We start from the raw sequence: 25,333 nt of genomic DNA, 5'->3' as shown, positions 1-25,333 counted from the left end.
CGCCGATACTCGGTAAGGACGGGGTACCTTGCGGCATCGTCTAAACTTGACCCGATGTCTAGATTATTTGGAACAGATGGTGTCCGTGGCCTGGCGAATGGCCTGCTTACAGCCGAGTTGGCGCTGCAGTTGGCCCAAGCGGCCGCCGTCGTGCTGGGTCACGACCGCAATACCAACGGCACCCGGCCCCGCGCTGTCGTGGCCCGGGATCCGCGCGCCAGCGGCGAGTTTATCGCTGCCGCCGTGGAAGCCGGGCTGTCCAGTTCGGGAATCGACGTTTATGACGCAGGCGTCCTGCCAACGCCGGCCGCGGCTTACCTCGTCGCGGACCTGAAAGCAGACTTTGGCGTGATGATCTCCGCCTCCCACAACCCTGCCCCGGACAATGGCATTAAGTTCTTCGCCCGCGGCGGCCAGAAGCTTCCTGACGAGGTGGAAAACGCCATCGAGGCGGAGATGGGCAACGAGGCCCGTCGCCCGGTCGGCAGCGATGTGGGACGGATCCAGCGGTTCTCTGACGCAGAGGACCGCTACATCGTCCACCTCCTGGGCACGCTCCCTCATCGTTTGAACGGACTGAAGGTAGTGTTGGACTGTGCCCACGGTGCTGCCAGTGGCTGTTCCCCTCAGGTCTTCAAGGATGCCGGCGCTGATGTTGTGGTGATTGGTGCGGAGCCGGACGGCCTGAACATCAATGACGGAGTTGGGTCAACACACCTTGGGCCGCTCAAAGAGGCTGTGTTGCAGCATGGAGCAGACCTGGGTATTGCGCACGACGGCGATGCGGACCGGTGCCTGGCTGTTGACCATGAGGGCAACGAGGTCGACGGCGATCAGATCATGGCCATCCTGGCCGTTGCCCTCAAGGCCTCGGGGAAGCTGCGGGACAACGTCCTGGTGGCCACCGTGATGAGCAACCTGGGCCTCAAGATCGCCCTCACCAAGGCCGGCATCAGCATCCGGGAGACTGCAGTCGGGGACCGTTACGTCCTGGAAGAGATGCGCGACGGCGGCTTCAACCTTGGCGGCGAGCAGTCCGGACACGTGATCTTTGCCGATCATGCCACAACGGGTGACGGGGTCCTCACAGGGCTCCAGATTGCAGCGCAAGTTGCTATGACCGGCCGGCCGCTCAAGGACCTTGCCACGGTGATGACCAAGCTCCCGCAGGTCCTTATCAACGTCAAGGGTGTGGATCGCAGCCGGGTCAAGGGCGACGAGGTGCTGGCGAATGCCGTGGCGCAGGCTGAAGCCGAATTGGGTGATACTGGACGGGTACTGTTGCGTCCGTCCGGCACCGAACCTGTTGTCCGGGTGATGGTGGAAGCGGGGGAACAGGCTACAGCTCAGGCGATTGCCGAGCGACTCGCGGCAGTGGTCCAGAAGGAACTCGCGCTGGAGCTCGTCACCGACTGACCAGCGCCCTACTTGCGCAGGGCGTCACGGATCTCGGTCAGCAGGGCAATCTGCGGGTCCTCGGCCGCCTCGTCCTTGACGTCAGCATCGATGCCGAGCCTGCGGTTTCGGCGTTCAATCATGTGGTTCATCGGCACTACCACGATGAAATAGATGGCTGCCGCTATGAGCAGGAACGAAATAACGGACGAGATTACCGAGCCGTACCGGAATCCCTCCCACGCCATTTCCTCGATGCCCTTCGCGTTGAACAGCCTGCCTATCAGCGGCGTGAGCAGTCCGTCCACGATGGATGTGACGACGGCGCCGAAGGCTGCGCCGATAACCACTGCTACCGCAAGGTCAACTACATTGCCTTTAAGGATGAAGTTCTTGAATCCAGTCAACATGTGCCCAACCTAGCGAGGCTGAGGACAGGTGGCTGGTAGGCGGGGCGCCTGGCGTGATGCGTGTCCCGGTGACTGGCCGCCTCACCTTCCGGACTTTCAAAGGTAGGCCGGCGCCGCTTCCAGGCCGAAGTATTCCTCGAGGGTGGCGATTCCCCGCACCGCCATGTCGGTGGCGGCCTCGACGCCAATGTAGCGGAGATGCCAGGACTCGTAGTAGTAACCCGTGATCTCGTGGAACATCCACGGATAACGGACCACAAAGCCAAACCGGTGTGCCTGCGCCTTGGCCCAGACCGCAGCCGGCTGCTCGGCGAAGCAGGGCTGAAAACCACACGCCCCACCGCCGTCGCCTATGTCAAACGCCCAGCCCGTCTGGTGTTCCGAGTACCCGGGACGGGCCGACGCCGTATCGGCCTGCGCCTGCCCCTGCGAACTGACATAGCTGCCGTACGTTGCCACCTGCGTCGCGTAGGACCGGTAGCCCGAAGCCAGGGTGAGGATGATTCCCTCCGCGGCTGCCGCAGCGAACAACCCCTCTGCGGCAGCCGCCGTCGTGCTGTTCAGGAGAGCTGCCTCTCCGCTGACTGCCAGCGGGACGTTCGGCTGCACCAAATCAGCGGGCGCGTACTGCGGCGACGTCAGCGGCCTGTGCTTGTTCACCACCAACCAGGGGCTTGCCGGGTCAGTTAAGGAATGCTGCTGCGCCAGGGCGGCCGCAGGCGAGGCCGGTGACGGAACGGGCAAGGGCTCGGCCGCAACAGAAGAGGATGAGGCAGCGGCCGCGTCAGCTATCGGCGTCAGGGGGGCTGTCGGCGAGGGTGATGCCGTTGCCGGTCCGGCCGGCGACGCTGCAGGGGAGCTCAGAGTTGCTTCGGTGGTTTCCGGCGTGCAGGCCGCAAGGGCAGCGAGGCCTGCTCCGGCGGCCAGGAGCCGGGTGAAAATCCGTCGGCTGGGAAGCTGCGCGGGCCCGGTAAGGAAAGGCCCTGCAAGGAAGGGCCCTGCAGGCAAGGGTGCGCAGTCAAGGCACATCGTGCTAAACCTTCCTCAACAGCATGCGCCGGATGGAGTGGTCTGCGTCCTTGGTTAGCACGAGCTGGGCCCTGCCGCGGGTGGGCAGCACGTTCTCTTCAAGGTTTGGCTCGTTGATGCGCTTCCAGATATCACGGGCGGTGCGTTCAGCCTCCTCGTCGGAGAGCGTGGCGTACCGATGGAAATACGATTCGGGCTGCGCGAAGGCAGTGCTGCGGAGCTTCCGGAAACGGTCCACATACCATTCTTCAATGTAGGACGTCTTGGCGTCGACATAGATCGAAAAATCGAAGAAATCGCTCAGGGCGAGGCCTTGCCTGCCATCGTGACGCGGACGGGCAGGGGCCAGGACGTTCAGGCCCTCAACAATCAGCACATCAGGGCGCCGGACCACAACTTCCTTGCCGGGAACGATGTCGTACGTAACGTGGGAGTACCAGGGCGCGCGGACCTCCTCGGCTCCGCTCTTGATTTCGCTGACGAAGCGCAGCAGCGCCCGGCGATCGTAGGATTCCGGAAATCCCTTCCGGTCCAGCAGTTGGCGCCGTTTGAGCTCAGCGAGCGGATAGAGAAAACCGTCCGTCGTGATCAGTTCCACGTTGGGAGTGCCCGGCCAGCGGCGCAGCATCTCCCGTAGAACCCTGGCGATGGTGGATTTACCGACGGCGACAGAACCGGCCACGCCTATGACGAACGGCGTGCGCTGAGTGGTGTCACCCAGGAAGGTGGTGGTGGCCGCGTGGAGTTGACCGGCTGCTTCGACATAAAGGTGCAGGAGCCGGGACAGTGGCAGGTAGACCTCGCGTACTTCCTCGATGTCAAGGGGATCACCAAGGCCGCGGAGACGGATCACGTCCTCTTCGTTAAGAGGCTGTTCCATCTGGGCTGAGAGCCGGGACCAGGTCTGCCGGTCCAGCTCCACGAACGGGGAAATACCTTCACCGTTCGATTCATTGCGTTGCAAAGTCACCCTAGAGATTCTGCCCTTGTTGCGCACCAGAATGAAATGGAAGGACCCCAAACCCGTTAGGCTTGTGTCCATGTGTGGAATCGTGGGATATGTTGGCCGTTCCTCGAACGGAAAAATTGCTGGGTATGGTGCGCTGGACGTTGTCCTGGAAGGACTGCGTCGTTTGGAGTACAGGGGGTATGACTCCGCGGGTGTGGCAGTGGTGGCCGACGGCGTCATCTCGTCCCGGAAGAAGTCCGGCAAGTTGAACAACTTGCTGGTCGAGCTGGAAGAAAACCCCTTGCCTGATTCGTTGACCGGGATCGGTCACACGCGCTGGGCTACCCACGGCGGACCTAGCGACCAGAATGCGCATCCGCATCTCGCTGACGGCGGAAAGTTGGCGCTGATTCACAACGGCATCATCGAGAACTTCGCTGAGCTGAAGCTCGAGCTCGTTGGCAAGGGCGTCACCTTCCTCTCCGAGACGGACACAGAAGTGGCCGCTGCGCTCCTCGCTGACATCTTCCGGAGCAAGCTGAATGGCGACGTGTCCGACGGCGGACTCACCAGGGCCATGCAGCTCGCCTGCCAGCGGCTGGAAGGTGCTTTTACGCTCCTTGCCGTGCACGCTGACCAACCTGACGTCGTCGTGGCCGCACGGCGCAACTCTCCACTGGTAGTGGGCTTGGGTGAGGGCGAAAACTTCCTGGGCTCCGACGTCTCCGGGTTCATTGACCACACCCGCCGGGCTGTGGAGCTTGGCCAGGACCAGATCGTGACCATCACCGCAGACACCGTCGAAATCACGGACTTCTTCGGCGCCCCCGCAGAGGGCAAGGAATACCACGTTAACTGGGATCCCGAATCTGCTGAAAAGGGTGGCTTCGCGTCCTTCATGGAAAAGGAAATCCACGACCAGCCGGACGCAGTGGCGCAGACCCTTCTGGGACGCTCAGACATCCATGGCAGGCTGACCCTTGACGAGCTCCGTATCGACGTCGAGCTTCTCAAGAGTGTCAACAAGATCATTGTCCTTGCCTGCGGCACGTCCGCCTACGCGGGGCAGGTGGCCAAGTACGCCATTGAGCATTGGTGCCGGATTCCTACCGAAGTTGAGCTCTCGCACGAGTTCCGCTACCGCGATCCGATCGTGGACGGAAACACCCTCGTCGTCTCCATCTCCCAGTCGGGAGAAACCATGGACACCCTCATGGCAGTGCGTTATGCGAAGGAGCAGGGCGCAAAGACCCTCTCGATCTGCAACACCAACGGCTCCACCATCCCCCGCGAATCAGATGCCGTGCTGTACACCCACGCCGGTCCGGAGATCGCTGTGGCCTCCACCAAAGCGTTCCTGGCCCAGATTACGGCCGCCTACCTCCTCGGCCTCTACCTGGCGCAGCTTCGCGGCAACAAGTTCCAGGGCGAGATCAAGGACATTCTGGCTGACCTGGGAAAGATTCCGGCCAAGATCCAGCGCATCCTCGATAACGAGGGGCAAATCAAGGATCTGGGTCGATCCATGGCAGACGCCAAATCCGTCCTGTTCCTGGGCCGCCACGTCGGCTTCCCCGTGGCCATGGAAGGCGCCCTGAAACTCAAGGAACTGGCGTACATCCATGCCGAGGGCTTTGCCGCCGGAGAGCTCAAACACGGCCCCATCGCCCTGATTGAGGAAGGCCAGCCGGTGTTTGTGGTTGTCCCGTCGCCGCGAGGGCGTGACTCCCTGCACTCCAAGGTGGTTTCCAACATCCAGGAAGTCCGTGCCCGTGGCGCCAAGACCATCGTCATCGCCGAGGAAGGGGACGAAGCAGTCAAGGCTTACGCCGAGCACGTCTTCTACATTCCTGAGGCCCCCACCCTGTTGGCCCCGCTCCTGGCCACTGTTCCGCTGCAGATCTTTGCCCTCGAACTTGCCCAGGCCAAGGGCTACGACGTCGATCAGCCGCGCAACCTTGCAAAGAGCGTCACGGTAGAGTGACGCCATGATTGTTGGCATTGGCGTAGACGTAGTAGATATCGAGCGCTTCGGCCGCCAACTCGAGCGGACGCCCGGGCTGCGGGACAGGCTGTTCGTCCCGGCCGAACGGGAACTCAACACCCGGTCCCTGGCTGCCAGGTTCGCAGCGAAGGAGGCCGTGGCAAAGGTCCTTGGCGCTCCCGCCGGCATGAACTGGCAGGACTGCTGGATCGGACTTGACCAGCACGGCCCCACCATCCAGGTGAAGGGAACGGTTCTGGCCGTGGCCGAGAACAAGGGCGTCAAGCGCTGGCATGTCTCCATGAGCCACGACGGCGGCATCGCGACAGCCACCGTTATTGCGGAGGGCTAGGGCTTCCCGCCACGATTCGACAAGCATGAATGGACCAACAGGATTGGACCACCACGATGATCAGCGCCTACACCGGGACCCAGATACGCGAGGCTGAAAAGCCACTGCTGGAAAACGGTATGGGCGCTGTTCTCATGCAACGGGCATCCTACGGGCTGGCCAACGCCGTCATCAGGGAGCTCAAATCCCGTGGACGCCGCATCTACGGCTCCAGCGTCACCGTCCTCGCGGGCAAAGGCAACAACGGGGGAGACGGGCTTTTTGCAGCCGCCCTGCTGGCCGGCCGAGGTCTCCGTACGACGGCGGTGCTCACCGCCGGTGACGCGCACCCCGCCGGCCTCGCTGCCTTTCGCCGGGCCGGCGGAAGAATCCATGCCCTGGCGGCAGACAACATCCCTGAACTGTCGGCAGGCGCCGCAAGCTCCGGCGTCGTGATTGACGCGATCCTGGGAACCGGTGCGCGTGGCGGGCTCACGGGAGCAGCGGGTTCCCTGATGGAACAACTGCAGGCTGCGGTCCTGCAGGCAGAGCTCCTTGGCGCGACGCGCCTTCCCGCCGTTGTAGCGTGCGATATCCCGAGCGGCGTGGATGCTGACACAGGTGAACTGCACGGGCCTGTGCTGCGGGCCAGCGTCACCGTGACCTTCGGGGGAGCCAAGGCCGGATTGCTCGCGGATCCGGGGGCCGGGAGCGCCGGAAGGATTGTGACGGTCCCCATCGGCATCGAGTCGGCGCTGCCGTCCCCTGTCTTGCGTCGGTTTGAGCCGGACGATCTCCCTGCACTGTTGCCGCAGCCGGAACGCAGTTCCCACAAGTACTCGCGGGGAGTGCTGGGCGTCGTGGCTGGTTCCGAACGCTATCCCGGTGCGGCCGTGCTGGCCTGCCGCGGCGCGCTGGCGGCAGGCGTGGGCATGGTCAGGTACCTTGGTCCGCCCGAGGTTGCAGCAGCCGTTCGGGCCGCCTGCCCCGAAGTGGTGTGCGGGCAGGGACGGGTGGCTGATGCGCACGTCCAGGCGTGGCTGGTGGGCTCTGGCCTCGATGATTCTGGCGGGGAGCAGCTAGGGAGAGTGCGTGATGCCTTAGAGTCGGGGCTGCCGGTGATTGCGGACGCCGGAGCCCTTCGTGTCCTCCCCGGCCATCTTGGAGCCCAAGTGGTTCTCACCCCGCACGCAGGGGAGTTGGCGGCGCTCCTCACGGAGCTCGGCGCCGCCACCCATCGGTCCGGGATCGAAGCTGCTCCCTTGCTGGCGGCTCGCCGGGCCGCGACCTTGACGGGCGCGACGGTCCTTCTCAAGGGGCCTACCACTGTCATAGCAGCGCCTACGGGAGCGGTCTTCACCCAGGCGGAAGGAACACCCTGGATGGCCACTGCCGGCAGCGGTGACGTACTCGCTGGAGTGCTCGGTGCCTTGCTGGCGCAGGTGGGATCCGACGCGCGCCGGTTCGCCGCCGTCGGAATTGATCCGGAAGAGCGGTGGGGCGCGATTGCCGCGATTGCCGCAAGCGTTCACGGCCTGGCCGGAACCGCAGCGTCCGGTGGAGGGCCCCTCACGGCAGGTCGTCTCGCGGATACCGTGCCGGGGGTTTGGCCCGCCCGGACAGGTTTGTCGTGAGGCGTTTGTCGCCGGTAACGGCTACTGTGCAATGGTCACACCCGCACTAATAGTAAGCTTACTTTCCAGTTATAAGCTGGATTGCGTGTGTGGATTGCAACTGTTGGACAACTGAGGAGTATTGATGGAAATCTGGCCCGGATCGGCTTACCCGCTGGGAGCCACCTTCGACGGCACAGGAACCAACTTCGCACTGTTCAGCGAAAAAGCGGAAAAGGTGGAGCTCTGCCTTTTCGATGAGGACCGGGTGGAAACCCGCTTCGAACTGCAGGAAGTGGACGGGTACGTCTGGCACGGTTACATCCCGCAGGTTCAGCCTGGCCAAAAGTACGGCTACCGGGTCCACGGGCCCTACGACCCCGCGTCCGGGCTGCGGTTCAACGCCAACAAACTGCTCCTGGACCCCTATGCCAAGGCTGTGCACGGCCAGATCGACTGGGACCCCTCGCTGTTCTCCTACAACATGGGCGACCCCGACTCGAGAAATGATGCCGATTCCAGCCGACACATGATGCTCGGTGTTGTTATCAACCCGTACTTCGACTGGGACGGGGACCACAACCTCCGGATTCCGTACCACAAGTCGGTGATCTACGAAGCCCACGTCAAAGGCCTCACGCAGCTTCACCCCGAGATTCCCGAGGAGCAGCAGGGCACCTATGCCGGCGTGGCACACCCTTCCGTTATCGCCCACCTGCAGAAGCTCGGAATTACCGCGATTGAACTGATGCCTGTGCACCAGTTCGTCAACGACGGCATCCTGCAGGACAAGGGCCTCAACAACTACTGGGGCTACAACACCATTGGTTTCTTCGCCCCGCACAACACCTACAGCTCCACCGGCGACACCGGCCAGCAGGTGCAGGACTTCAAGGCCATGGTCCGTTCACTGCACCGTGCCGGGATCGAAGTCATCCTGGACGTGGTCTACAACCACACCGCCGAAGGCAACCACCTGGGCCCCACGCTGTCGTTCAAGGGCATCGACAACCCCGCCTATTACCGCCTGATGGAAGGCGACCAGAAGCACTACATGGACTACACGGGGACCGGTAACTCCCTCAACGTCCGGCATCCGCATTCCCTGCAGCTGCTGATGGACTCGCTGCGTTACTGGGTTACGGAAATGCACGTGGACGGCTTCCGCTTCGACCTCGCCTCCACCCTGGCACGCGAGTTTTACGACGTCGATAAACTCTCCACCTTCTTTGAACTCATCCAGCAGGATCCCGTGGTCTCCCAGGTGAAGCTCATCGCCGAGCCCTGGGATGTTGGCCCCGGTGGCTACCAGGTGGGCAACTTCCCACCGCAATGGACAGAGTGGAACGGCAAATACCGGGACACTGTCCGTGACTTCTGGCGGGGAGAACCGTCCACCCTGGGCGAATTCGCTTCGCGGCTCACAGGCTCAGCTGACCTGTACGAGCACTCAGGCCGCAGGCCGGTCGCGTCCATCAACTTCGTCACAGCCCATGATGGCTTCACGTTGTCCGACCTCGTGTCCTACAACGAGAAGCACAATGAGGCCAACGGTGAGGGAAACAACGACGGCGAATCCCACAACCGCTCCTGGAACTGTGGTGCGGAGGGGCCGACGGATGATGCGAAGGTCCTGGGCCTGCGTGCACGCCAGCAGCGCAACTTCATTGCCTCGCTGCTGTTGTCCCAAGGTGTTCCCATGCTGCTCCACGGCGATGAACTGGGCAGGACGCAGCGAGGAAATAACAACGGCTACTGCCAGGATTCCGAGCTGACCTGGATCAACTGGGACAATGTTGACCAGCCGCTGGTGGAATTCACGGCGGCCGTCAATTCCCTGCGAGCGAAGCACCCCACTTTCCGGCGCAGCAAATTCTTTGACGGACGGCCGGTACGCCGAGGTGAAGGCGAGCGTCTGCCGGACATCGTATGGCTGGACGTGGACGGTTCAACCATGCAGCCCGAGGACTGGGAAGTCGGCCTGGGCCGCTCCGTGGGCATGTTCCTCAACGGCGACGGCATCCAGGGCAAGGACATGAGGGGTCGCCGGATTACCGACGTCAACTTTGTTCTCTACTTCAATGCCCAGGACGACGAAGTGAAGTTCAAACTGCCCTCCGATGAGTACGCCGCGGCCTGGGACATCATCATCGATACTGCCGGGCACAATGCTGACACCGAACCGGTAATGGCCGGAAGCAGCCTCCCCGTGGACGCCAAGTCTTTGGTGGTACTCCGGGCACACAGCACTCCGGACGTGGAGCCGGATCACTCCGTGGCAGCTTCCCTGGCCGCGTTGTCACAGACCTCAACGCCCGAATCCGCGGCTTTGACATCACCCGCGTCGCCGGAGCCCAAACACACCAGGAAGATAGGGAAGCAGAAGGCGGCCGGTTCATGAAAACCCCCGTCTCGACATACAGGCTGCAGATCCGTGCGGATTTCACCCTGCACGATGCCGTCGGAATTGTGGACTACCTCCACGCACTGGGCGTTGACTGGCTGTACCTGTCGCCGTTGCTCACTGCGGAAAAGGGATCAGGCCACGGCTACGACGTCACCGACCCGAGCGCCGTGGACCCGGACCGCGGCGGCCCCGAAGGCCTCGCAGCTGTGTCCAAGGCTGCCCGCGCGGCGGGCATGGGGGTGCTTGTTGACATCGTTCCCAATCATGTCGGCGTCGCCTCTCCCCCTCAGAACCCTTGGTGGTGGTCCCTTTTGAAGGAAGGACGGGAGTCGAAATACGCTGAAGCGTTCGACGTCGACTGGGACTTCGGGGGCGGCCGCGTACGGGTCCCGGTGCTCGGGGGCGATGACGACGTCGATCACCTGGAAATCCAGGAAGGCGAACTGCGGTACTACGACCACCGGTTCCCCTTGGCCGAGGGGACGTATGCTCCCGGCGACAGCCCGCGTGAGGTTCATGATCGGCAGCACTATGAACTGATGGCCTGGCGCCGGGCGGACGACGAACTGAACTATCGCCGGTTCTTTGCCATCAATTCGCTGGCAGGAGTCCGGGTTGAAATCCCGCAGGTCTTCGACGAAGCCCATGAAGAGGTGGTGCGCTGGTTCAACGAAGGACTGGTGGACGGGCTGCGCATCGATCACCCCGACGGGCTCGCCGACCCGGGCGGATATCTTCGCCGGTTGAAGGAAGTCACCGGCGGTGCCTACATCCTGGCGGAGAAGATCCTGGAACCGGGGGAGGAGCTGCCGCCGGAATTCCAGTGCGAAGGCACCACCGGGTACGACGCCCTGGCCGACGTCGACCGGGTCTTTGTGGACCCCAACGGGGAGGCGCCACTGACGCGGCTTGATGCCCGCCTGCGCGGCAGCAAGGAGTCCGCTGACTATGCCGCCATGATTCATGGGACCAAACGCGCTATCACGGACGGGATGCTGCACTCCGAAATCCTGAGGCTCGTCAGGCTGCTGCCTGAAGAACTGGGACTCACTGCCCCTGAGGCTGCCGATGCGCTGGCGGAGATTATTGCTTCCTTCCCCGTCTACCGCACCTACCTTCCTGCCGGCGCAGAGGTGCTGAAGGAAGCCTGCGAAGCCGCCATGGACACCAGACCTGGCCTGTCCCATGCCATTGCTAAAATCATGCCGCTGCTCAATGACCCTGACGCGGAACTGGGGCGTCGGTTCCAGCAAACCTCCGGAATGGTGATGGCCAAGGGCGTGGAGGACACCGCGTTCTACCGCTACACGCGGCTGGGGACGCTCACAGAAGTCGGTGCCGACCCTACGGAATTTGCCCTTAGTCCGCAGGAATTCCACGACCGGATGATTCGCCGCCAGGAGCGACTACCCCTGTCAATGACCACGCTGACCACTCATGACACCAAACGCAGCGAGGATACCCGGGCACGCATCTCCGTGATTTCGGAAATGGTGCCTGAATGGGCAGCGAGCCTGGCGCGGCTGCGCGAGCTGGCCCCGTTGCCGGACGGACCTCTCGCAGCGCTGTTGTGGCAGGCGATCGCAGGGTCCTGGCCGGCGGATCGCGCCAGGCTCCGTGGCTATGCGGAGAAAGCTGCACGCGAGGCCGGGAACTCCACCAGCTGGACCGATCCTGATAAGGAGTTCGAGCAGAAACTCCTGGCCTCTGTGGATGCCGTTTTTGACGACCCCGATGTCCGCACAGAATTGACGGCCCTCGTAGCGCGGATGGAACCACATGGCGCATCGAATTCGTTGTCCGCCAAGCTCGTCCAGCTCACCATGCCTGGCGTGCCGGACGTCTACCAAGGCACCGAGTTCTGGGACCGTTCGCTCGCAGATCCGGACAACCGCAGGGCCGTGGATTTCGAGCGCAGGCGGACCACCCTGGCTGAATTGGATGACGGTCAGCTTCCGGCCGTCTTCCAGGTGGAGGCCTGCAAACTGCTGGTGACTTCACGTGCGCTGAGGTTGCGCCGTGACCGTCCCGAGCTGTTCAGGGGTTACCAGCCGGTGGAAGCCACGGGATCGGCAGCTGACCATCTCCTCGCCTTCAGCCGTGCTGACAGCATTGGCCCCGCAGCCGGCGCGATGACCCTGGCCACAAGGCTGCCCTACGGACTGGAACGCAAGGGCGGATGGCGGGACACCGCCGTCGTTCTTGACGCGAAAATGCAGGACGAGCTCACCGGAACCATCTTTGGCCCGGGTCCTGTGCAAGTGGCGGACGTTCTGCGGGTTTACCCGGTGGCGCTGCTCATCCCCGCAAGCGACAACGGCTAGCCAGCCTCCCTAACACCCACTGAACGGAGAACCACCCGATGACTCTTCCAGTGACCGGAAGCGAACGCTTCGACATTTGGGCACCCGAGCCCGAATCCGTCACCCTCCTGGCGGCTGGCCGGAAATACCCCATGACACGGCGCAATGACGGCTGGTGGACTGCCGCTGAGGCCCCGGCGGAGGGCGAAGTTGATTACGGCTACCTGCTCAACGACGAAACCATTCCCCTTCCGGATCCCCGCTCACGCAGGCAGCCTGAGGGCGTGCACTCGTTGTCCCGCACCTACGATCCGGCGGCCCATGAATGGCAGGACGGCGGCTGGAAAGGCCGCGAGCTTCAGGGCGCCGTCATCTATGAGCTGCATCTGGGAACCTTCACTCCCGAGGGCACCTTGGACGCCGCCGCGCAGCGCCTTGACTACCTGTCCGGGCTCGGCGTCGACTTTGTGGAGCTCCTACCCGTCAATGCCTTCAACGGCACGCACAACTGGGGCTACGACGGCGTTCTCTGGTACGCAGTGCATGAAGGCTATGGCGGACCCGCGGCATACCAACGATTTGTGGATGCTGCGCACGCGGCCGGGATGGGAGTCATCCAGGACGTGGTCTACAACCACCTGGGCCCCAGCGGTAACTACCTGCCCAGGTTCGGGCCGTATGTGACATCCGGAAAGGGCAACACATGGGGTGATTCCGTCAACCTTGATGGTCCGGACTCGGATCAGGTCCGGGCGTATATCCTGCAGAACGCCGCCATGTGGCTGCGTGACTATCACGTCGATGGGCTCCGGCTCGATGCCGTTCACGCCCTGAAGGACGAGCGTGCGCTTCCGATCCTGGAGGAATTTGGGGCTTTGGCAGCGGCTGTCTCCGCCGAGACAGGACGGGCGGCCACCATGATCGCCGAGTCGGACCTCAACAATCCCCGCCTGCTCTATCCGCGCGAACTCAACGGGTATGGGCTCACCGGCCAATGGAGCGATGACTTCCACCACGCCGCCCATGTAAACCTCACAGGCGAGACCACCGGTTATTACAGCGACTTCGCTTCCCTTGCGGCGCTGGCAAAGGTCCTGAGGGGTGGGTTTTTCCACGACGGAAGCTATTCAAGTTTCCGCGGCCGGCACCACGGCCGGCCCATCAACTCCAACGTCGTTCATCCGTCCGCTTTGGTGGTGTGCACCCAGAACCATGACCAGATCGGCAACAGGGCCGTCGGTGACAGGCTCTCGCAGTCGCTTTCCTATGGTCAGCTGGCCTTGGCTGCTGTTCTCTCCCTGACGTCCCCGTTCACCCCCATGCTGTTCATGGGGGAGGAATATGGTGCCACTACGCCCTGGCAGTTCTTCACCTCGCATCCTGAACCCGAGCTTGGGAAGGCCACCGCTGAGGGGCGGATCAAGGAGTTTGAGAGGATGGGCTGGGACCCTGCTGTGGTTCCGGATCCCCAGGATCCGGCAACATTCACCCGGTCCAAACTAAACTGGGATGAGGCCGCTGAGGGCCATCACGCGCGGCTGCTGGAGCTCTACCGGTCCCTGACTGCTCTCAGGAAGTCCCTGCCCGATCTCGTTGATCCCGGCTTCGAGGAAACACTGGTGGAATTCAGCGAAGAGGACCGGTGGCTCCGGTTGGAACGGGGCGCCGTCCACGTCGTCTTCAATTTCTCCAGCGGTGACTGCAGGCTCAATACGGAAGCCGAGACAATCCGGTTGGCCACTGACGGCGCCGTAAGGCTGGAGTCTGGAAAGCTGGAATTGCCAGGACAGAGCGCGGCGATACTTACCTGACCGAATGTTGGACGCCAGCCCCGCGACGGTCCCGCGGCTGGCAGGATAGAACGTATGACTTATTCCGCTGCGGAAGACCGCTACGAATCCATGCCGTACCGCCGCGCTGGACGCAGCGGACTCAAACTGCCGGCCATTTCTCTCGGGCTGTGGCACAACTTCGGCGACGACAAACGTTTCGACGAACAACGTGCCATCCTTCGCCGGGCTTTTGACCTTGGCGTCAACCACTTCGACCTCGCCAACAACTACGGCCCGCCCGACGGAACTGCCGAGACCAACTTCGGGCGGCACCTGCAGGACGATTTCAAGCCCTACCGCGATGAGCTGATCATCTCCACCAAAGCCGGCTACTACATGTGGCCCGGCCCCTACGGTGAATGGGGCTCCCGCAAATACTTGCTGTCCAGCCTGGACCAGTCCTTGCAGCGTATGGGCCTGGACTACGTGGACATCTTCTACAGTCACCGTCCGGATCCCGAAACTCCGATGGAAGAAACCATGGGGGCACTGGATTATGCAGTGCGCTCAGGAAAAGCCCTGTATGCGGGTATTTCGTCCTACACGCCGGAACAGACCATTGAGGCCGCGGCCATCCTCAAGGAACTCGGCACGCCCCTGCTGATCCACCAGCCCAGCTACTCCATGCTGAACCGCTGGACCGAGAACGGCACGCCGAACCTGTACGAGGCTCTTGAACAGGTGGGCGCAGGCTCCATTGCCTTCTCGCCCCTGGCTCAGGGCCAGTTGACCGACCGGTACCTCAACGGCATCCCCGCCGACTCGCGGGCTGCCAAGGAACGCTTCCTGTCCGGAGCTGCAATTACCGAGGACAAACTGGATCGCATCCGCGGGCTAAATGGCCTCGCATCTGAGAGAGGCCAGACGCTCGCCCAAATGGCCGTCGCCTGGATTCTCCGTGACCAGCCCAAGGGGACCCCCGTGACCTCAGCCCTGATTGGTGCCTCCAGTGTCAGGCAACTCGAAGACACACTGTCTGCCATCAACAACCTCGGCTTTACAGAGGAGGAGTTGGCTGCGATCGACCAGTTCGCCGTCGAATCCGACATCAGCGCGGCTCTCAAGGCGTAAACAAACTCCCGGCAGTGGCCATGCAGTGCCGGGAACGAGCGAAGCAACGGCACCATTGGATAGACTGCAAGGGCGCCGCATGGCGCTGTGCCCATCAGTCGCCGTTCCGCATCAGGGCAGGACCGCGCAGGGTGCGTGACGTTTGTTCTCAAAGGAGTTCCGTGTCTTCAAATCCCATTCGTGTTGCAATCGTCGGTGTAGGCAACTGCGCCGCGTCACTGGTCCAGGGTGTTCAGTACTATCGGGATGCCGACCCCCAGGCAACGATTCCGGGTCTGATGCACGTGGAGTTCGGAAAGTACCACGTCAATGATGTTCAGTTCGTGGCGGCTTTCGACGTCGACGGCAAGAAGGTCGGCGTCGACCTTGCTGACGCCATCCTGGCCAGCGAAAACAACACCATCAAGATCGCAGACGTCCCGCCGTCGGGCGTGACCGTTCAGCGTGGCCACACTCTGGACGGCCTCGGCAAGTACTACCTTGAGACCATTGAGCAGTCGCCGGCGGAGCCCGTGGACGTTGTCCAGGCGCTGAAGGATGCCAACGCGGACGTTATGGTCTGCTATCTGCCGGTTGGGTCGCAGGAGGCCGCTGAGTTCTACGCCCAGTGCGCCATCGATGCAGGCGTGGCCTTCGTCAACGCCCTCCCCGTGTTCATTGCAGGCACGAAGGCGTGGGCTGACAAGTTCACGGCAGCCGGCGTACCCATCGTGGGCGACGACATCAAGAGCCAGATCGGTGCCACCATCACCCACCGCGTGATGGCCAAGCTCTTCGAAGACCGCGGCGTTACCCTTGACCGCACGTACCAGCTGAACGTCGGCGGCAACATGGACTTTAAGAACATGCTGGAACGGGACCGCCTTGAATCCAAGAAGATTTCCAAAACCCAGGCCGTGACCTCCAACGTTGAGGCCGAACTTGCTGCAAAGGACGTGCACATCGGTCCGTCGGATTACGTCCAGTGGCTCGACGACCGCAAATGGGCTTTCGTGCGCCTTGAGGGACGTAACTTCGGGGATGCCCCTGTTTCCTTGGAGTACAAGTTGGAGGTTTGGGACTCGCCGAACTCGGCCGGCGTCATCATTGATGCCATCCGCGCCGCAAAGATCGCCCTGGACCGTGGCATCGGCGGCCCGCTGCTGTCCGCCTCGAGCTACTTCATGAAGTCCCCTCCGGAGCAGTTCAACGATGACCTTGCCCGTGAAAAGGTGGAGGCCTTCATCCGCGGAGACCTCGAGCGCTAACTTAGACGCTCCCTCAGCTTTCGCAGGTTTTTGGCTGACGCTCCCTCACCTCTCGCAGGTAGGGGAGCGTTCGTCATTTCTCTAACAAACGCTCCCTCACCTTTTGCGGGTTTTTGGGTGACGCTCCCTCACATCGCGTCAACAAATCCAGACGCGGCCGGATGGTCCAGGCGGCCGGTCCGCAGCATCCGCCGGATTCTGACAACAGCATTCTCAAATTTGTCGCTTAGGTCGTCTTTATCGAAGATCAGCACGTCCCAGCCAGCTGCTTCGAAGGCTCTATCCCGCCGTCTGTCGCTCAGTCTCTGTGGCTCCAGAAGGTGATGACCGCCGTCGTACTGGATCGCTAATCGGCGCTGACGATAGCCGAGGTCGCAAGTCGGCGAGTTCGGGTCCTCCGGCCTTAGAGCCAACTGGAGCTCAGGTTCCGGTAGGTTCAAGTCCGAAATTGCCAGGCGAAGCAGTGTTTCAGGGCCTGAGTCGGCCCCTATCCGCATCAACTCCAGCGCTTCCCTGGCTCGCACAACTCCTTGAAGATTCGGGTGGCGTTTCACCAGAGAGCTCAGACCATCCAGCGTGTCAAACGGCTGGGACCGCCCTTCGAAATGATGACGCGGAATTCTGATCAGCTGATCTCCCATACATACAAGGTCATCAAGCGACACTCGCCGGGCCATATCCAGCCAGGTGCGGGACGGGGTGCTGATTCGAATCCCGTCTGTCACTTCGATTTCATCGTCTCGAGCTAGGACCGTATGGCCAATGACACCCTTCCGGCGCACCTCGGGAAGCGATCGCGGCTTGCTCAGGTGAAGCTCGGTAGAGTCGGCAAGCCAAGGGGGCAAAATGAAACACTTTATCCGAGCCGCAGTGACGTGGGAGATCCAGGCCCCCGGCGACGCGGCCGATAGGGCCCGCGCCGCTGCCTCCAGATCAAAGTCCCAGCTCAGGGGGCGGTACAGGCCTCGGCTGATGTGTGCCACATCAGAGTTCCGCAATCTCCTCTCCGTGACACCCAACTCCAAGGCAGATTCAAGAGTGAAGGGCATCGTCCCAAGGTCGCCCGGCAGGTTGTTCTTTTGCATAGGGGAATTCTTACCCGCCGGGGACAATCCCCGCAGAAGTTATCCACAGCCGCCACTTGGCCTGGCGAAAGGTGAGGGAGGGTTTGGGTTTGTGGGGCGAAAGGTGAGGGAGGGTTTGGGTTTGAGGGGCGAAAGGTGAGGGAGGGTCAGGTGAGGCCTACCGGATTGCCATCGGCGTCGACGTCCATGCGCAGAGCGGCGGGGTCTTTGGGGAGTCCCGGCATTGTCATAACGGCACCGGTGAGGGCAACGATAAAGCCGGCCCCGGTCTTGGGCAGGAGATCGCGCACATGAATGACAAAGCCCTTCGGCGCCCCCATCCGTGAAGCATCATCGCTGAAGGAGTACTGGGTCTTGGCCATGCAGACAGGCAGCCCGCTCCAGCCGTTTTTCTCGATCTCCGCCAGCCGCTTGAGGGCCGGTACCGAGAAGTCGACGCCGTCTGCCCCATACATCTCCTGCACAATGGTCCGGATCTTCTCCTCCACCGACAACTCCAGAGGGTACAGGTGCCTGAAGGTGTGCGGAACGTCGAGGGCGGCCGCCACCTTGGCTGCCAGATCATCGCCGCCGTCGCCGCCACCTCCCCGGCCCCAGACATCAGCGACGGCGGCCGGCACGCCTTCCTGGGCGCACCAGTCCAGCAACCAATCGAGTTCCTCGGCCGTGTCCGTCGCAAACCTGTTGATCGCCACCACGGGTGTCAGTCCGAACTTCTCCACATTGTGAACATGACGCTGGAGATTGGCGATGCCGCCCGCCAACGCCTCGAGGTTCGGTGCGGTCAGGTTGTCCTTGGCTACCCCGCCATGCATTTTCAATGCCCGGATGGTGGCGACCACCACCACAGCTGACGGTGCCACATCGCCTACCCTGGCCTTGATATCCATGAATTTTTCCGCCCCGAGGTCGGCGCCGAAACCCGCCTCGGTGACCACGATGTCCGCCAGACGGCGGGCGGTCTGGGTGGCAATCAGCGAGTTGCAGCCATGGGCAATGTTGGCGAACGGGCCGCCATGGACCAGGGCAGGAGTACCGGCGATGGTTTGCACCAGATTCGGCTTGATGGCCTCCTTGAGGAGCAGGGTGAGGGCGCCCTGGACACCCAGATCGGCCACCGTCACAGGCTTGCGCTCATAGGTGTAACCGAAAGTGATCCGGCCCAGGCGTTCCCTGAGGTCTGTCAGGTCCGTGGCGAGGCAGAAGACGGCCATGATTTCCGAGGCCACGGTGATATCGAATCCGTCCTGCCGCGGCACGCCCTGGACGGGGCCGCCAAGTCCAATCACCACCTCACGCAGCGAGCGGTCATTCATATCCAGCACCCGCTTGAACGTCATCCTGCGGGGATCGATGTTCAATTCGTTGCCCTGGAAGATGTGGTTGTCCACCAGCGCCATCAACGCGTTGTTCGCCGAGGTGATCGCATGGAAGTCACCCGTGAAATGCAGGTTGATCTCGTCCATTGGCAGGACCTGGGAGTATCCGCCGCCGGTCGCGCCGCCCTTCATCCCCAGGACAGGTCCGAGCGATGGTTCGCGCAGGGCAATCATCACCTTGTGACCGGCTCGTGCCAGGGAGTCAGCCAAACCCACTGTGGTGGTGGACTTTCCTTCGCCGGCTGGAGTGGGGGACATCGCCGAGACCAACACAACCTTCCCCCGGGCTTCGGAGACTGCAAGCCTGGACGGATCAATCTTGGCCTTGAACCGACCGTAGGCCTCGACGGCTTCCTCGTTGATCCCCGCCGCTGCCGCAATCTCCCCGATGGGGTGCATTGTTGCGTGCCGGGCGATCTCAAGATCGCTCATCACCTTTTCTTCAGACATCGTCGTCCTTCGGCTAGGGGGTGGCTAGGGTGTGGCTCGGCCCACCGGGATCTGCCGGTGTCCAAGATACTGCTCGACGGCGGCGTGGTAGCTCTCCAGCGTAATGGCCGCAGTGCGCTGCCAGCCGAAGCTTTCGGCATGCAGCGCCGCCGCCCGTCCCATATCCTCACGGGTGGTGGGGTCGTCGTAGAGGGCTTCAAGGACGTCGGCCCAGTCGGCAGGGCGGTGGCCCTCCACCAGCAGGCCTGTTCGGCCATGGAAAACAGCCCTGGACAGCCCTCCCACTTTCGTTGCCACCACGGGTGTTCCGCACGCCTGCGCTTCCAAAGCCACCAGACCAAAGGATTCGCTGTAAGACGGCATCACCACGACGTCGGCAGAGCGGTACCAGCCCGCGAGGTCCATTGCGTTGACCGGCGGACGGTGAGTGACGACGTCGTCCATTCCTGCCGCCTTGATGAGGGCCTTCAGGTCAAAGTCCTTTGACCCGCTCAACGACCCGAGGATTGTCAGCCGCAGATCGATGTCCGGACGCCGGGTCCGCAACAGGGTGGCCGCCTTCAGGAGAATCTGAGGTCCCTTGAGCCTTTGGATACGGCCGGCGAACAGCAGGTGGAAGGTGCCGGGTTGCACGCCGTGCTCTTTGCGGGAACGGCTCCGGAACGCGGGCGTGAAGACGGTCAGATCGACTCCGGGCGGGGCAACGTCGATGCGGTCAAAATCGGCGTTGTAGTGGGAGACCAGCTCCGAAGCTTCGTGGGCGGTGTTGGCAACAAGCCGGGTGGCGCCATCGACAATCCGATGCTCGCCATCCTCGCGCCGCCTCGGCTCAGGCTTCTCGCCGGAATGCAGGAGCAGGTTCTTGACCTTGGCCATGGTGTGCATAGTGTGCACCAAAGGGACATTCCACAGCCGGGAAAGCTCCAGCCCAGCCACTCCCGAGACCCAGTAGTGGGAGTGGATGAGGTCGTAGCGCCCGTGCGGCTGGCGCTCGCGGATCCGTTCGATTTCCGCGACCATGCTGTGCAGCAGCTCGGGAAGATCCTCCTTGGGGAGCTTCCGGGGCGGGCCCGAAATCACGTTGTGTACGCAGACACCCGGATCGGGATGTTCGACGGCGGCCTGCCCGGCGGAGGTGGATCGGGTGAAGATCTCCACTTCGACACCGGCCGCAGCCAACGCTGAAGCCAGTGCACGAACATACACGTTCATGCCGCCGGCGTCCCCGGAGCCGGGTTGTTCCATGGGAGAGGTGTGCAACGACAGGAATGCGACACGCCGAATCAGGGTCACGGCTCTCCTTTCGGCCTCTCCAACAGCACTCGATAAAACACTACTCCTGTACACCCGGGGGCAATTGCAGTCCTCGTATGGCTGCTAACGTGGCGCCTGTGAGCCGAACACCAGAATCAACAGAAACAGCATCGTTCCGGATCCGACCCGCAACCCAGGACGACTGGCCCGGAATCTGGGCGATCATGGAGCCGATCATCCGCGCAGGTGAGACCTATACCTGGGAGCGTGACACCCCTGAGGGGAAGGCGAAGGAGGTCTGGTTCAAGCAAAAGCCCGGGCAGACCTTCGTCGCTGTCCAGGACGGCACCGTGATTGGGACCGGTGAGCTGCACCCCAACTACGGCGGAGCGGGAAGCCATGTGGCCAACGCCGGTTATATGGTGCATCAGGACCACAGCGGCAAAGGCGTGGCACGTGCGCTCTGCACCTATTCCCTGGAAGCTGCCCGTGAGGCCGGCTTCCGCGCCATGCAGTTCAACGCCGTCGTCGAGAGCAACACGAGGGCCGTCAAAGCCTGGCAGAGCTTGGGGTTCGAGGTGCTGGCCACCATCCCCGAAGCCTTCAACCACCCGAAGGACGGCCTGGTGGGGCTGCACGTGATGTACCGCAAGCTCTAGCCGGAGGCCGGTGGTGGCAGGCCTAACGCCAGCGCTCCCGCAAAGCCGGGAAGGCCTTTTCATAGCCGTTCAGCAACTCCGATGCGAGGCTTTCCGACCCGATTAAGGGATGCTCAGCAAAGGCCGCAATGGCCGCATCGCGGTCCCCCAGAGTTGCGGCGCGAATGGTCAGTCTTTCTACCTGCTTGATGCTGAGCATCAGGGACAGCTGCGAATCGTAGGGGACGCTTTGCGGCAGAGGCGCGGCGCCCTCGGGGCTTACAACACACGGAACTTCGACGACGGCGTCCGGGGGGAGTCCGGGTATCGCCGGTATCGCTGTGGTTCCGTCGGCAGAAGGTTGGGCGCCGGCGTTGTCACCGGCAGCGTTGACTGTATTCAGGATGAGTTCCGCGTTGCCCGCGCCTGCGAGCGCCCGCATTATGGAGAGTGCGACCCGCTCGTAGCCGCCGCCATCAAGGTCCTCGGCGTCGCGCTCCTCGCCGGCAGGACGGGCCTCAGCCAGGTAGCCCTCCTCGCGTGAGCGGCGGGCTGAGTCCCACAACGAGTAGGCTGCCGGTCCTGCTGCTGCCAGGCGCGGGTAGAGGTCCCGCTGCTGACTGTGGATGGATTCGCCCCGTGTACCCTCAGCTGAGCGCATAGCCGCAACGGCTTTGGCGGTGTCGTAGTAGTAGAAGAGGTATTCGTTGGGCAGGCAGCCCAACTGCGCCAGGAACGGCTGGGGGAAGAGCCTTCCCTCCTCGAAACCGGACAGTGCCCGGGCGTCGGACAAAAGCTCCGGCAGCAGGTCCCGGCCCCCGGACTCCAGCCGATACAACCAGCCCAGATGGTTCAACCCGTAGTAGCCCACGCCGTCGAGCTTTCCTTCGGGAAGGGGGACTCCTGCCGCTTCGGCTGCACGCCGGACCAGACCGCTGGCGGAGTCGCAGATGCCGATCACCCGGCTGCCGAGGATAGGCCTCAGAGCCTCGGTGACCATCCCTGCGGGATTGGTGAAGTTGATCAGCCAGGCTTCCGGAGCGAGTTGGCGCATGGCCTCAGCCAGTTCCAGCATGGCGGGGATGGACCGCAGGGCGTACGAAATCCCGCCTGCTCCGGTGGTTTCCTGCCCCAGCAGCCCCAGCTCAAGCGCGACGCGCTCGTCGGCTACCCGGCCTGCTGTGCCGCCGGGCCTTACGGCCGCGAAAACCATGTCTGTACCGGTCAGGGCTTGAGTCATGGAGGTGGTGGTTCGGATGGTCAGCTGGCTTCGGGGTGCTGGGGATAAGGATGCTTCAGACGCCATCGCATTGAGAACGGCGTCCATGGCTTCCAGCCTTGCAGGGTCGACGTCGTACAGGACCAGTTCCCGGACCAGGCCGGAAAAGGGGCCGGAGGCTAACGCCCGGTAAACCAGGGGGACACGGAAACCGCCACCGCCGGCAATCATAAGCCGCATGACCAGAGTCTATGCCTCCCCCTTTGCAGCAGTGGCGTCACAGCGTAGTCTGCCGGACATGGACGCTATTCCTGCCCGACGGTTCGATCCGCTGTCCAGTGTCCGTACTCCGGGGGCAGATGGATTCGATTTGCTGCTTTCCGGGACGGTTTTTCAGGACATCATTTTCACCGGATTGCCCCACGCACCCGAGCCAGGCACGGAAGTCTGGAGCGATGGCATGGGAAGCTGTCCGGGTGGCGTAGCCAACCAGGCCATTGCGGCAGCGAGGCTCGGCCTCCGGACCGGGCTGGCCGCCGCCTTCGGGGATGACGGGTACGGGGACTACAACTGGAAAATCCTGGCAGGGCAGGAACACGTGGATCTGTCCCTTTCCCGGCGCATTCCGGGCTGGCATTCGCCTGTCACTGTTTCTCTCGGTGTGCAGGAGGACCGCTCCATGGTCACGCACGGACATCCTGCACCACTGACGTCATCGGACCTGATCGGACAACCGCCGCCTGCCCTCGCCGCAATCACCGACCTCGCCGAGGATATGGAGCCTTGGGCCCTCGCAGCCCAAGGAGCCGGAGTCAAGCTGTTCGGGGATGTTGGGTGGGATCCGAGCGGGGCCTGGCTGCCCAGCAGGCTGGACAACCTGAAGTACTTTTACGCCTTTATGCCCAACCAGCGGGAGGCCATGGCGTTCACCGGCAAGCGTGATCCTTGGGCTGCACTCTATTCCTTGGCTGACCGGGTTCCGGTCGCGGTCGTGACTCTCGGACCGCAAGGCGCAATGGCTGTGGATTCCGAGACCGGCGAAGAGGAATGGGTGCCGTCCCTGCCGGTTCCTGCCCTTGATCCCACCGGCGCCGGTGACTGCTTTGGTGCCGCATTCGTGGTGGGATGCCTGGCCGGATGGCCGCTGGGTAACCGGCTGCGTTTCGCCAACCTCTGCGCCGCGCTGGCCGTACAACAGGTGGGTGGGTCCCTGGCTGCACCAGGCTGGGGAGACATCGCTGACTGGTGGAAGAAAGCGAACGCGCGGCCCGAGCGGCAGGGGAGTCAGTGGCTGCGGCGGTACAAATTCCTTGAGGAGATCGTCCGGGACGTCCCGCCGGAGGCCCAGCGACGCGCTACTGCCACCATCGCGCACCTCTCCGACGCCTGACCCGGCGGTGTGACCCGGCGGTGTGACCCGGCGGTGTGACCCGGCGGTGTACCTCCAGTCGTCTGCCGAGGCGGCGAATTAAGCGACGTGTCCGGCCGCTACTAGAATCACTAGGGTGACTTACCCAGCAGCAGGCGGCCCTGCACCGGCGTCGTATGCGTCCCCCAACGCGAGCGACGAGCGGTCCGCCGTGATCGACCTTGAGGCTATCCGGCACAACGTGAGGCGACTGGTAGCTGTGGCTTCTCCTGCGCGGGTCATGGCTGTGGTGAAAGCAGATGCCTACGGCCATGGCGCGGTTCCTGTGGCGAGGGCCGCGCTCGCGGCTGGGGCGCAATGGCTGGGAGTCGCCCACGTGACCGAGGCTTTGGCCCTCCGGGCAGCCGGCATCGACGCACCGATTCTCGCCTGGCTGCACACGCCCGAAACCAATTTTGTTGCAGCCGTTGCTGCCGGAATAGATATCGGGTGTTCAGGCTGGGAACTGGACAGCATCGTCGCCGCCGCCAGGGATCAGGAGCGGCCCGCCAGGGTTCACCTGAAGGTGGACACCGGCCTTGGACGTAACGGCGCCACCATCGAGTCGTGGGACAAGCTTGTGGGGGCAGCTGTCGAATACCAGGAGGAGGGCCTGCTGCGCGTCGCCGGAGTCTTCTCGCATCTGGCTGTGGCTGACGAACCGGAGCGGCCCGAGACGGATGAACAGCTCGCAGCCTTCCGCGATGCCTTGGCTGTCGCCGAGGACGCCGGAGTGGATCCGGAAATACGGCACCTTGCCAACACCCCCGCCGCACTGTCCCGTCCTGATACCCACTTCGACCTGGTGCGCGTCGGGCTCGGCGTCTACGGGCTTTCCCCCTTCAGGGGACAGACGTCGGCCGAGCTGGGGCTGCGGCCCGCCATGACCGTAAGGACGCTGGTGGCGCATTGCAAAGACGTGCCGGCCCATCAGGGAGTTTCCTACGGACTCCGGTACCGTACCGAAGATGCCAGCACACTCGGGCTCATCCCGCTTGGCTATGCCGACGGCGTTCCGCGAGTTGCCACCGGAGGCCCGGTCCGCATTGACGGGGTGACGTACCCGGTGGTGGGCACAATCGCCATGGACCAGATGGTGGTGGACTTTGGACCGTTGCATGTGGCAGCGGGCGGGGACAGCCGGCTGGGAAGCGAGGCGGTTCTGTTCGGGGAGGGGAACGACGGCGGTCCCACGGCAGATGATTGGGCGCGGGCAGCCGGAACCATCAACTACGAGATCGTGACCCGGATCAGTCCGCGGGTGCCGCGACGATACATCAACGAAGAGCCGACGCCGTGAGCGCCGAACAGGGCGCGCTGTCCGAATCA

19 protein-coding genes are annotated in these 25,333 nt (G+C 63.1%); 12 read left to right on the top strand and 7 right to left on the bottom strand.

Going from position 1 to position 25,333, the window contains the following annotated elements:
• The first annotated feature begins 54 nt into the window (after positions 1-54).
• Positions 55-1,416 carry a phosphoglucosamine mutase gene (gene glmM, locus MU551_RS16840; RefSeq protein WP_247046462.1) on the top strand — a complete coding sequence of 454 codons (1,362 nt, stop codon included), beginning with the start codon at positions 55-57 and terminating at the stop codon, positions 1,414-1,416.
• A gap of 8 nt (positions 1,417-1,424) precedes the next feature.
• On the opposite strand, the gene mscL is transcribed toward glmM, so the two are convergent.
• From mscL to coaA, 3 genes are all read right to left on the bottom strand, one after another.
• The gene (gene mscL / locus MU551_RS16835; protein ID WP_247046461.1) at positions 1,425-1,805 is read right to left on the bottom strand and encodes a large conductance mechanosensitive channel protein MscL; all 381 of its coding nucleotides are present in this window, start codon (positions 1,803-1,805) and stop codon (positions 1,425-1,427) included.
• Positions 1,806-1,901: 96 nt separating this feature from the next.
• Positions 1,902-2,834 (bottom strand): M15 family metallopeptidase, encoded by a 933-nt coding sequence (locus tag MU551_RS16830; protein ID WP_372489880.1) that lies wholly within the window; start codon positions 2,832-2,834, stop codon positions 1,902-1,904.
• A gap of 4 nt (positions 2,835-2,838) precedes the next feature.
• The gene (coaA, locus tag MU551_RS16825; protein ID WP_247046458.1) at positions 2,839-3,804 is read right to left on the bottom strand and encodes a type I pantothenate kinase; all 966 of its coding nucleotides are present in this window, start codon (positions 3,802-3,804) and stop codon (positions 2,839-2,841) included.
• Between the two features lie 70 nt (positions 3,805-3,874).
• On the opposite strand from coaA, the gene glmS reads away from it, so the two are divergent.
• From glmS to MU551_RS16785, 8 genes are all read left to right on the top strand, one after another.
• Positions 3,875-5,767, top strand: a complete 1,893-nt coding sequence (gene glmS / locus MU551_RS16820; protein ID WP_247046456.1) for a glutamine--fructose-6-phosphate transaminase (isomerizing) — start codon at positions 3,875-3,877, stop codon at positions 5,765-5,767.
• Between the two features lie 4 nt (positions 5,768-5,771).
• Positions 5,772-6,119 carry a holo-ACP synthase gene (locus MU551_RS16815; protein ID WP_247046454.1) on the top strand — a complete coding sequence of 116 codons (348 nt, stop codon included), beginning with the start codon at positions 5,772-5,774 and terminating at the stop codon, positions 6,117-6,119.
• A gap of 56 nt (positions 6,120-6,175) precedes the next feature.
• Entirely contained in the window at positions 6,176-7,732 is a 1,557-nt protein-coding gene (locus MU551_RS16810; protein WP_247046543.1) for an NAD(P)H-hydrate epimerase, read from the top strand.
• Positions 7,733-7,856: 124 nt separating this feature from the next.
• Complete coding sequence (gene glgX / locus MU551_RS16805; protein WP_247046452.1) at positions 7,857-10,112, top strand: glycogen debranching protein GlgX; 2,256 nt, start codon at positions 7,857-7,859, stop codon at positions 10,110-10,112.
• On the top strand, positions 10,109-12,442 hold the full coding sequence (treY, locus tag MU551_RS16800; protein WP_247046450.1) for a malto-oligosyltrehalose synthase: 2,334 nt from the start codon (positions 10,109-10,111) through the stop codon (positions 12,440-12,442). The genes glgX and treY overlap by 4 nt, the downstream gene beginning before the upstream one ends.
• A gap of 38 nt (positions 12,443-12,480) precedes the next feature.
• Positions 12,481-14,232, top strand: coding sequence for a malto-oligosyltrehalose trehalohydrolase (gene treZ, locus MU551_RS16795; protein ID WP_247046449.1), 1,752 nt, complete (start codon positions 12,481-12,483; stop codon positions 14,230-14,232).
• Positions 14,233-14,286: 54 nt separating this feature from the next.
• Entirely contained in the window at positions 14,287-15,324 is a 1,038-nt protein-coding gene (gene mgrA, locus MU551_RS16790; RefSeq protein ID WP_247046448.1) for an L-glyceraldehyde 3-phosphate reductase, read from the top strand.
• A gap of 161 nt (positions 15,325-15,485) precedes the next feature.
• Positions 15,486-16,571: an inositol-3-phosphate synthase gene (locus MU551_RS16785; protein WP_247046447.1), complete on the top strand. Its 1,086-nt coding sequence runs from the start codon at positions 15,486-15,488 to the stop codon at positions 16,569-16,571.
• Between the two features lie 128 nt (positions 16,572-16,699).
• On the opposite strand, the gene MU551_RS16780 is transcribed toward MU551_RS16785, so the two are convergent.
• The 3 genes from MU551_RS16780 to mshA form a co-directional block, all read right to left on the bottom strand.
• The gene (locus tag MU551_RS16780) at positions 16,700-17,656 is read right to left on the bottom strand and encodes a DUF559 domain-containing protein (protein ID WP_247046446.1); all 957 of its coding nucleotides are present in this window, start codon (positions 17,654-17,656) and stop codon (positions 16,700-16,702) included.
• 146 nt (positions 17,657-17,802) lie between these two features.
• Entirely contained in the window at positions 17,803-19,485 is a 1,683-nt protein-coding gene (locus MU551_RS16775; RefSeq protein WP_247046445.1) for a formate--tetrahydrofolate ligase, read from the bottom strand.
• 24 nt (positions 19,486-19,509) lie between these two features.
• Entirely contained in the window at positions 19,510-20,778 is a 1,269-nt protein-coding gene (gene mshA / locus MU551_RS16770) for a D-inositol-3-phosphate glycosyltransferase (RefSeq protein ID WP_247046444.1), read from the bottom strand.
• 98 nt (positions 20,779-20,876) lie between these two features.
• Between mshA and MU551_RS16765 the strand changes: the two genes are divergently transcribed.
• Complete coding sequence (locus tag MU551_RS16765; protein ID WP_247046442.1) at positions 20,877-21,398, top strand: GNAT family N-acetyltransferase; 522 nt, start codon at positions 20,877-20,879, stop codon at positions 21,396-21,398.
• A 22-nt stretch (positions 21,399-21,420) separates the two neighbouring features.
• Here MU551_RS16765 and MU551_RS16760 read toward each other — a convergent pair whose 3' ends face one another.
• Positions 21,421-22,836, bottom strand: coding sequence for a family 4 glycosyl hydrolase (locus tag MU551_RS16760; RefSeq protein ID WP_247046441.1), 1,416 nt, complete (start codon positions 22,834-22,836; stop codon positions 21,421-21,423).
• A 58-nt stretch (positions 22,837-22,894) separates the two neighbouring features.
• Between MU551_RS16760 and MU551_RS16755 the strand changes: the two genes are divergently transcribed.
• Together MU551_RS16755 and alr are read left to right on the top strand one after the other, a co-directional pair.
• Positions 22,895-23,986 carry a carbohydrate kinase family protein gene (locus MU551_RS16755; RefSeq protein ID WP_247046440.1) on the top strand — a complete coding sequence of 364 codons (1,092 nt, stop codon included), beginning with the start codon at positions 22,895-22,897 and terminating at the stop codon, positions 23,984-23,986.
• A 115-nt stretch (positions 23,987-24,101) separates the two neighbouring features.
• Positions 24,102-25,304, top strand: coding sequence for an alanine racemase (gene alr, locus MU551_RS16750; protein ID WP_247046439.1), 1,203 nt, complete (start codon positions 24,102-24,104; stop codon positions 25,302-25,304).
• Positions 25,305-25,333: the final 29 nt, after the last annotated feature.

This window comes from Arthrobacter rhizosphaerae (assembly GCF_023062595.1).
Taxonomy (GTDB): domain Bacteria; phylum Actinomycetota; class Actinomycetes; order Actinomycetales; family Micrococcaceae; genus Arthrobacter; species Arthrobacter rhizosphaerae.
This window is presented reverse-complemented; position numbering and strand designations above follow the sequence as displayed.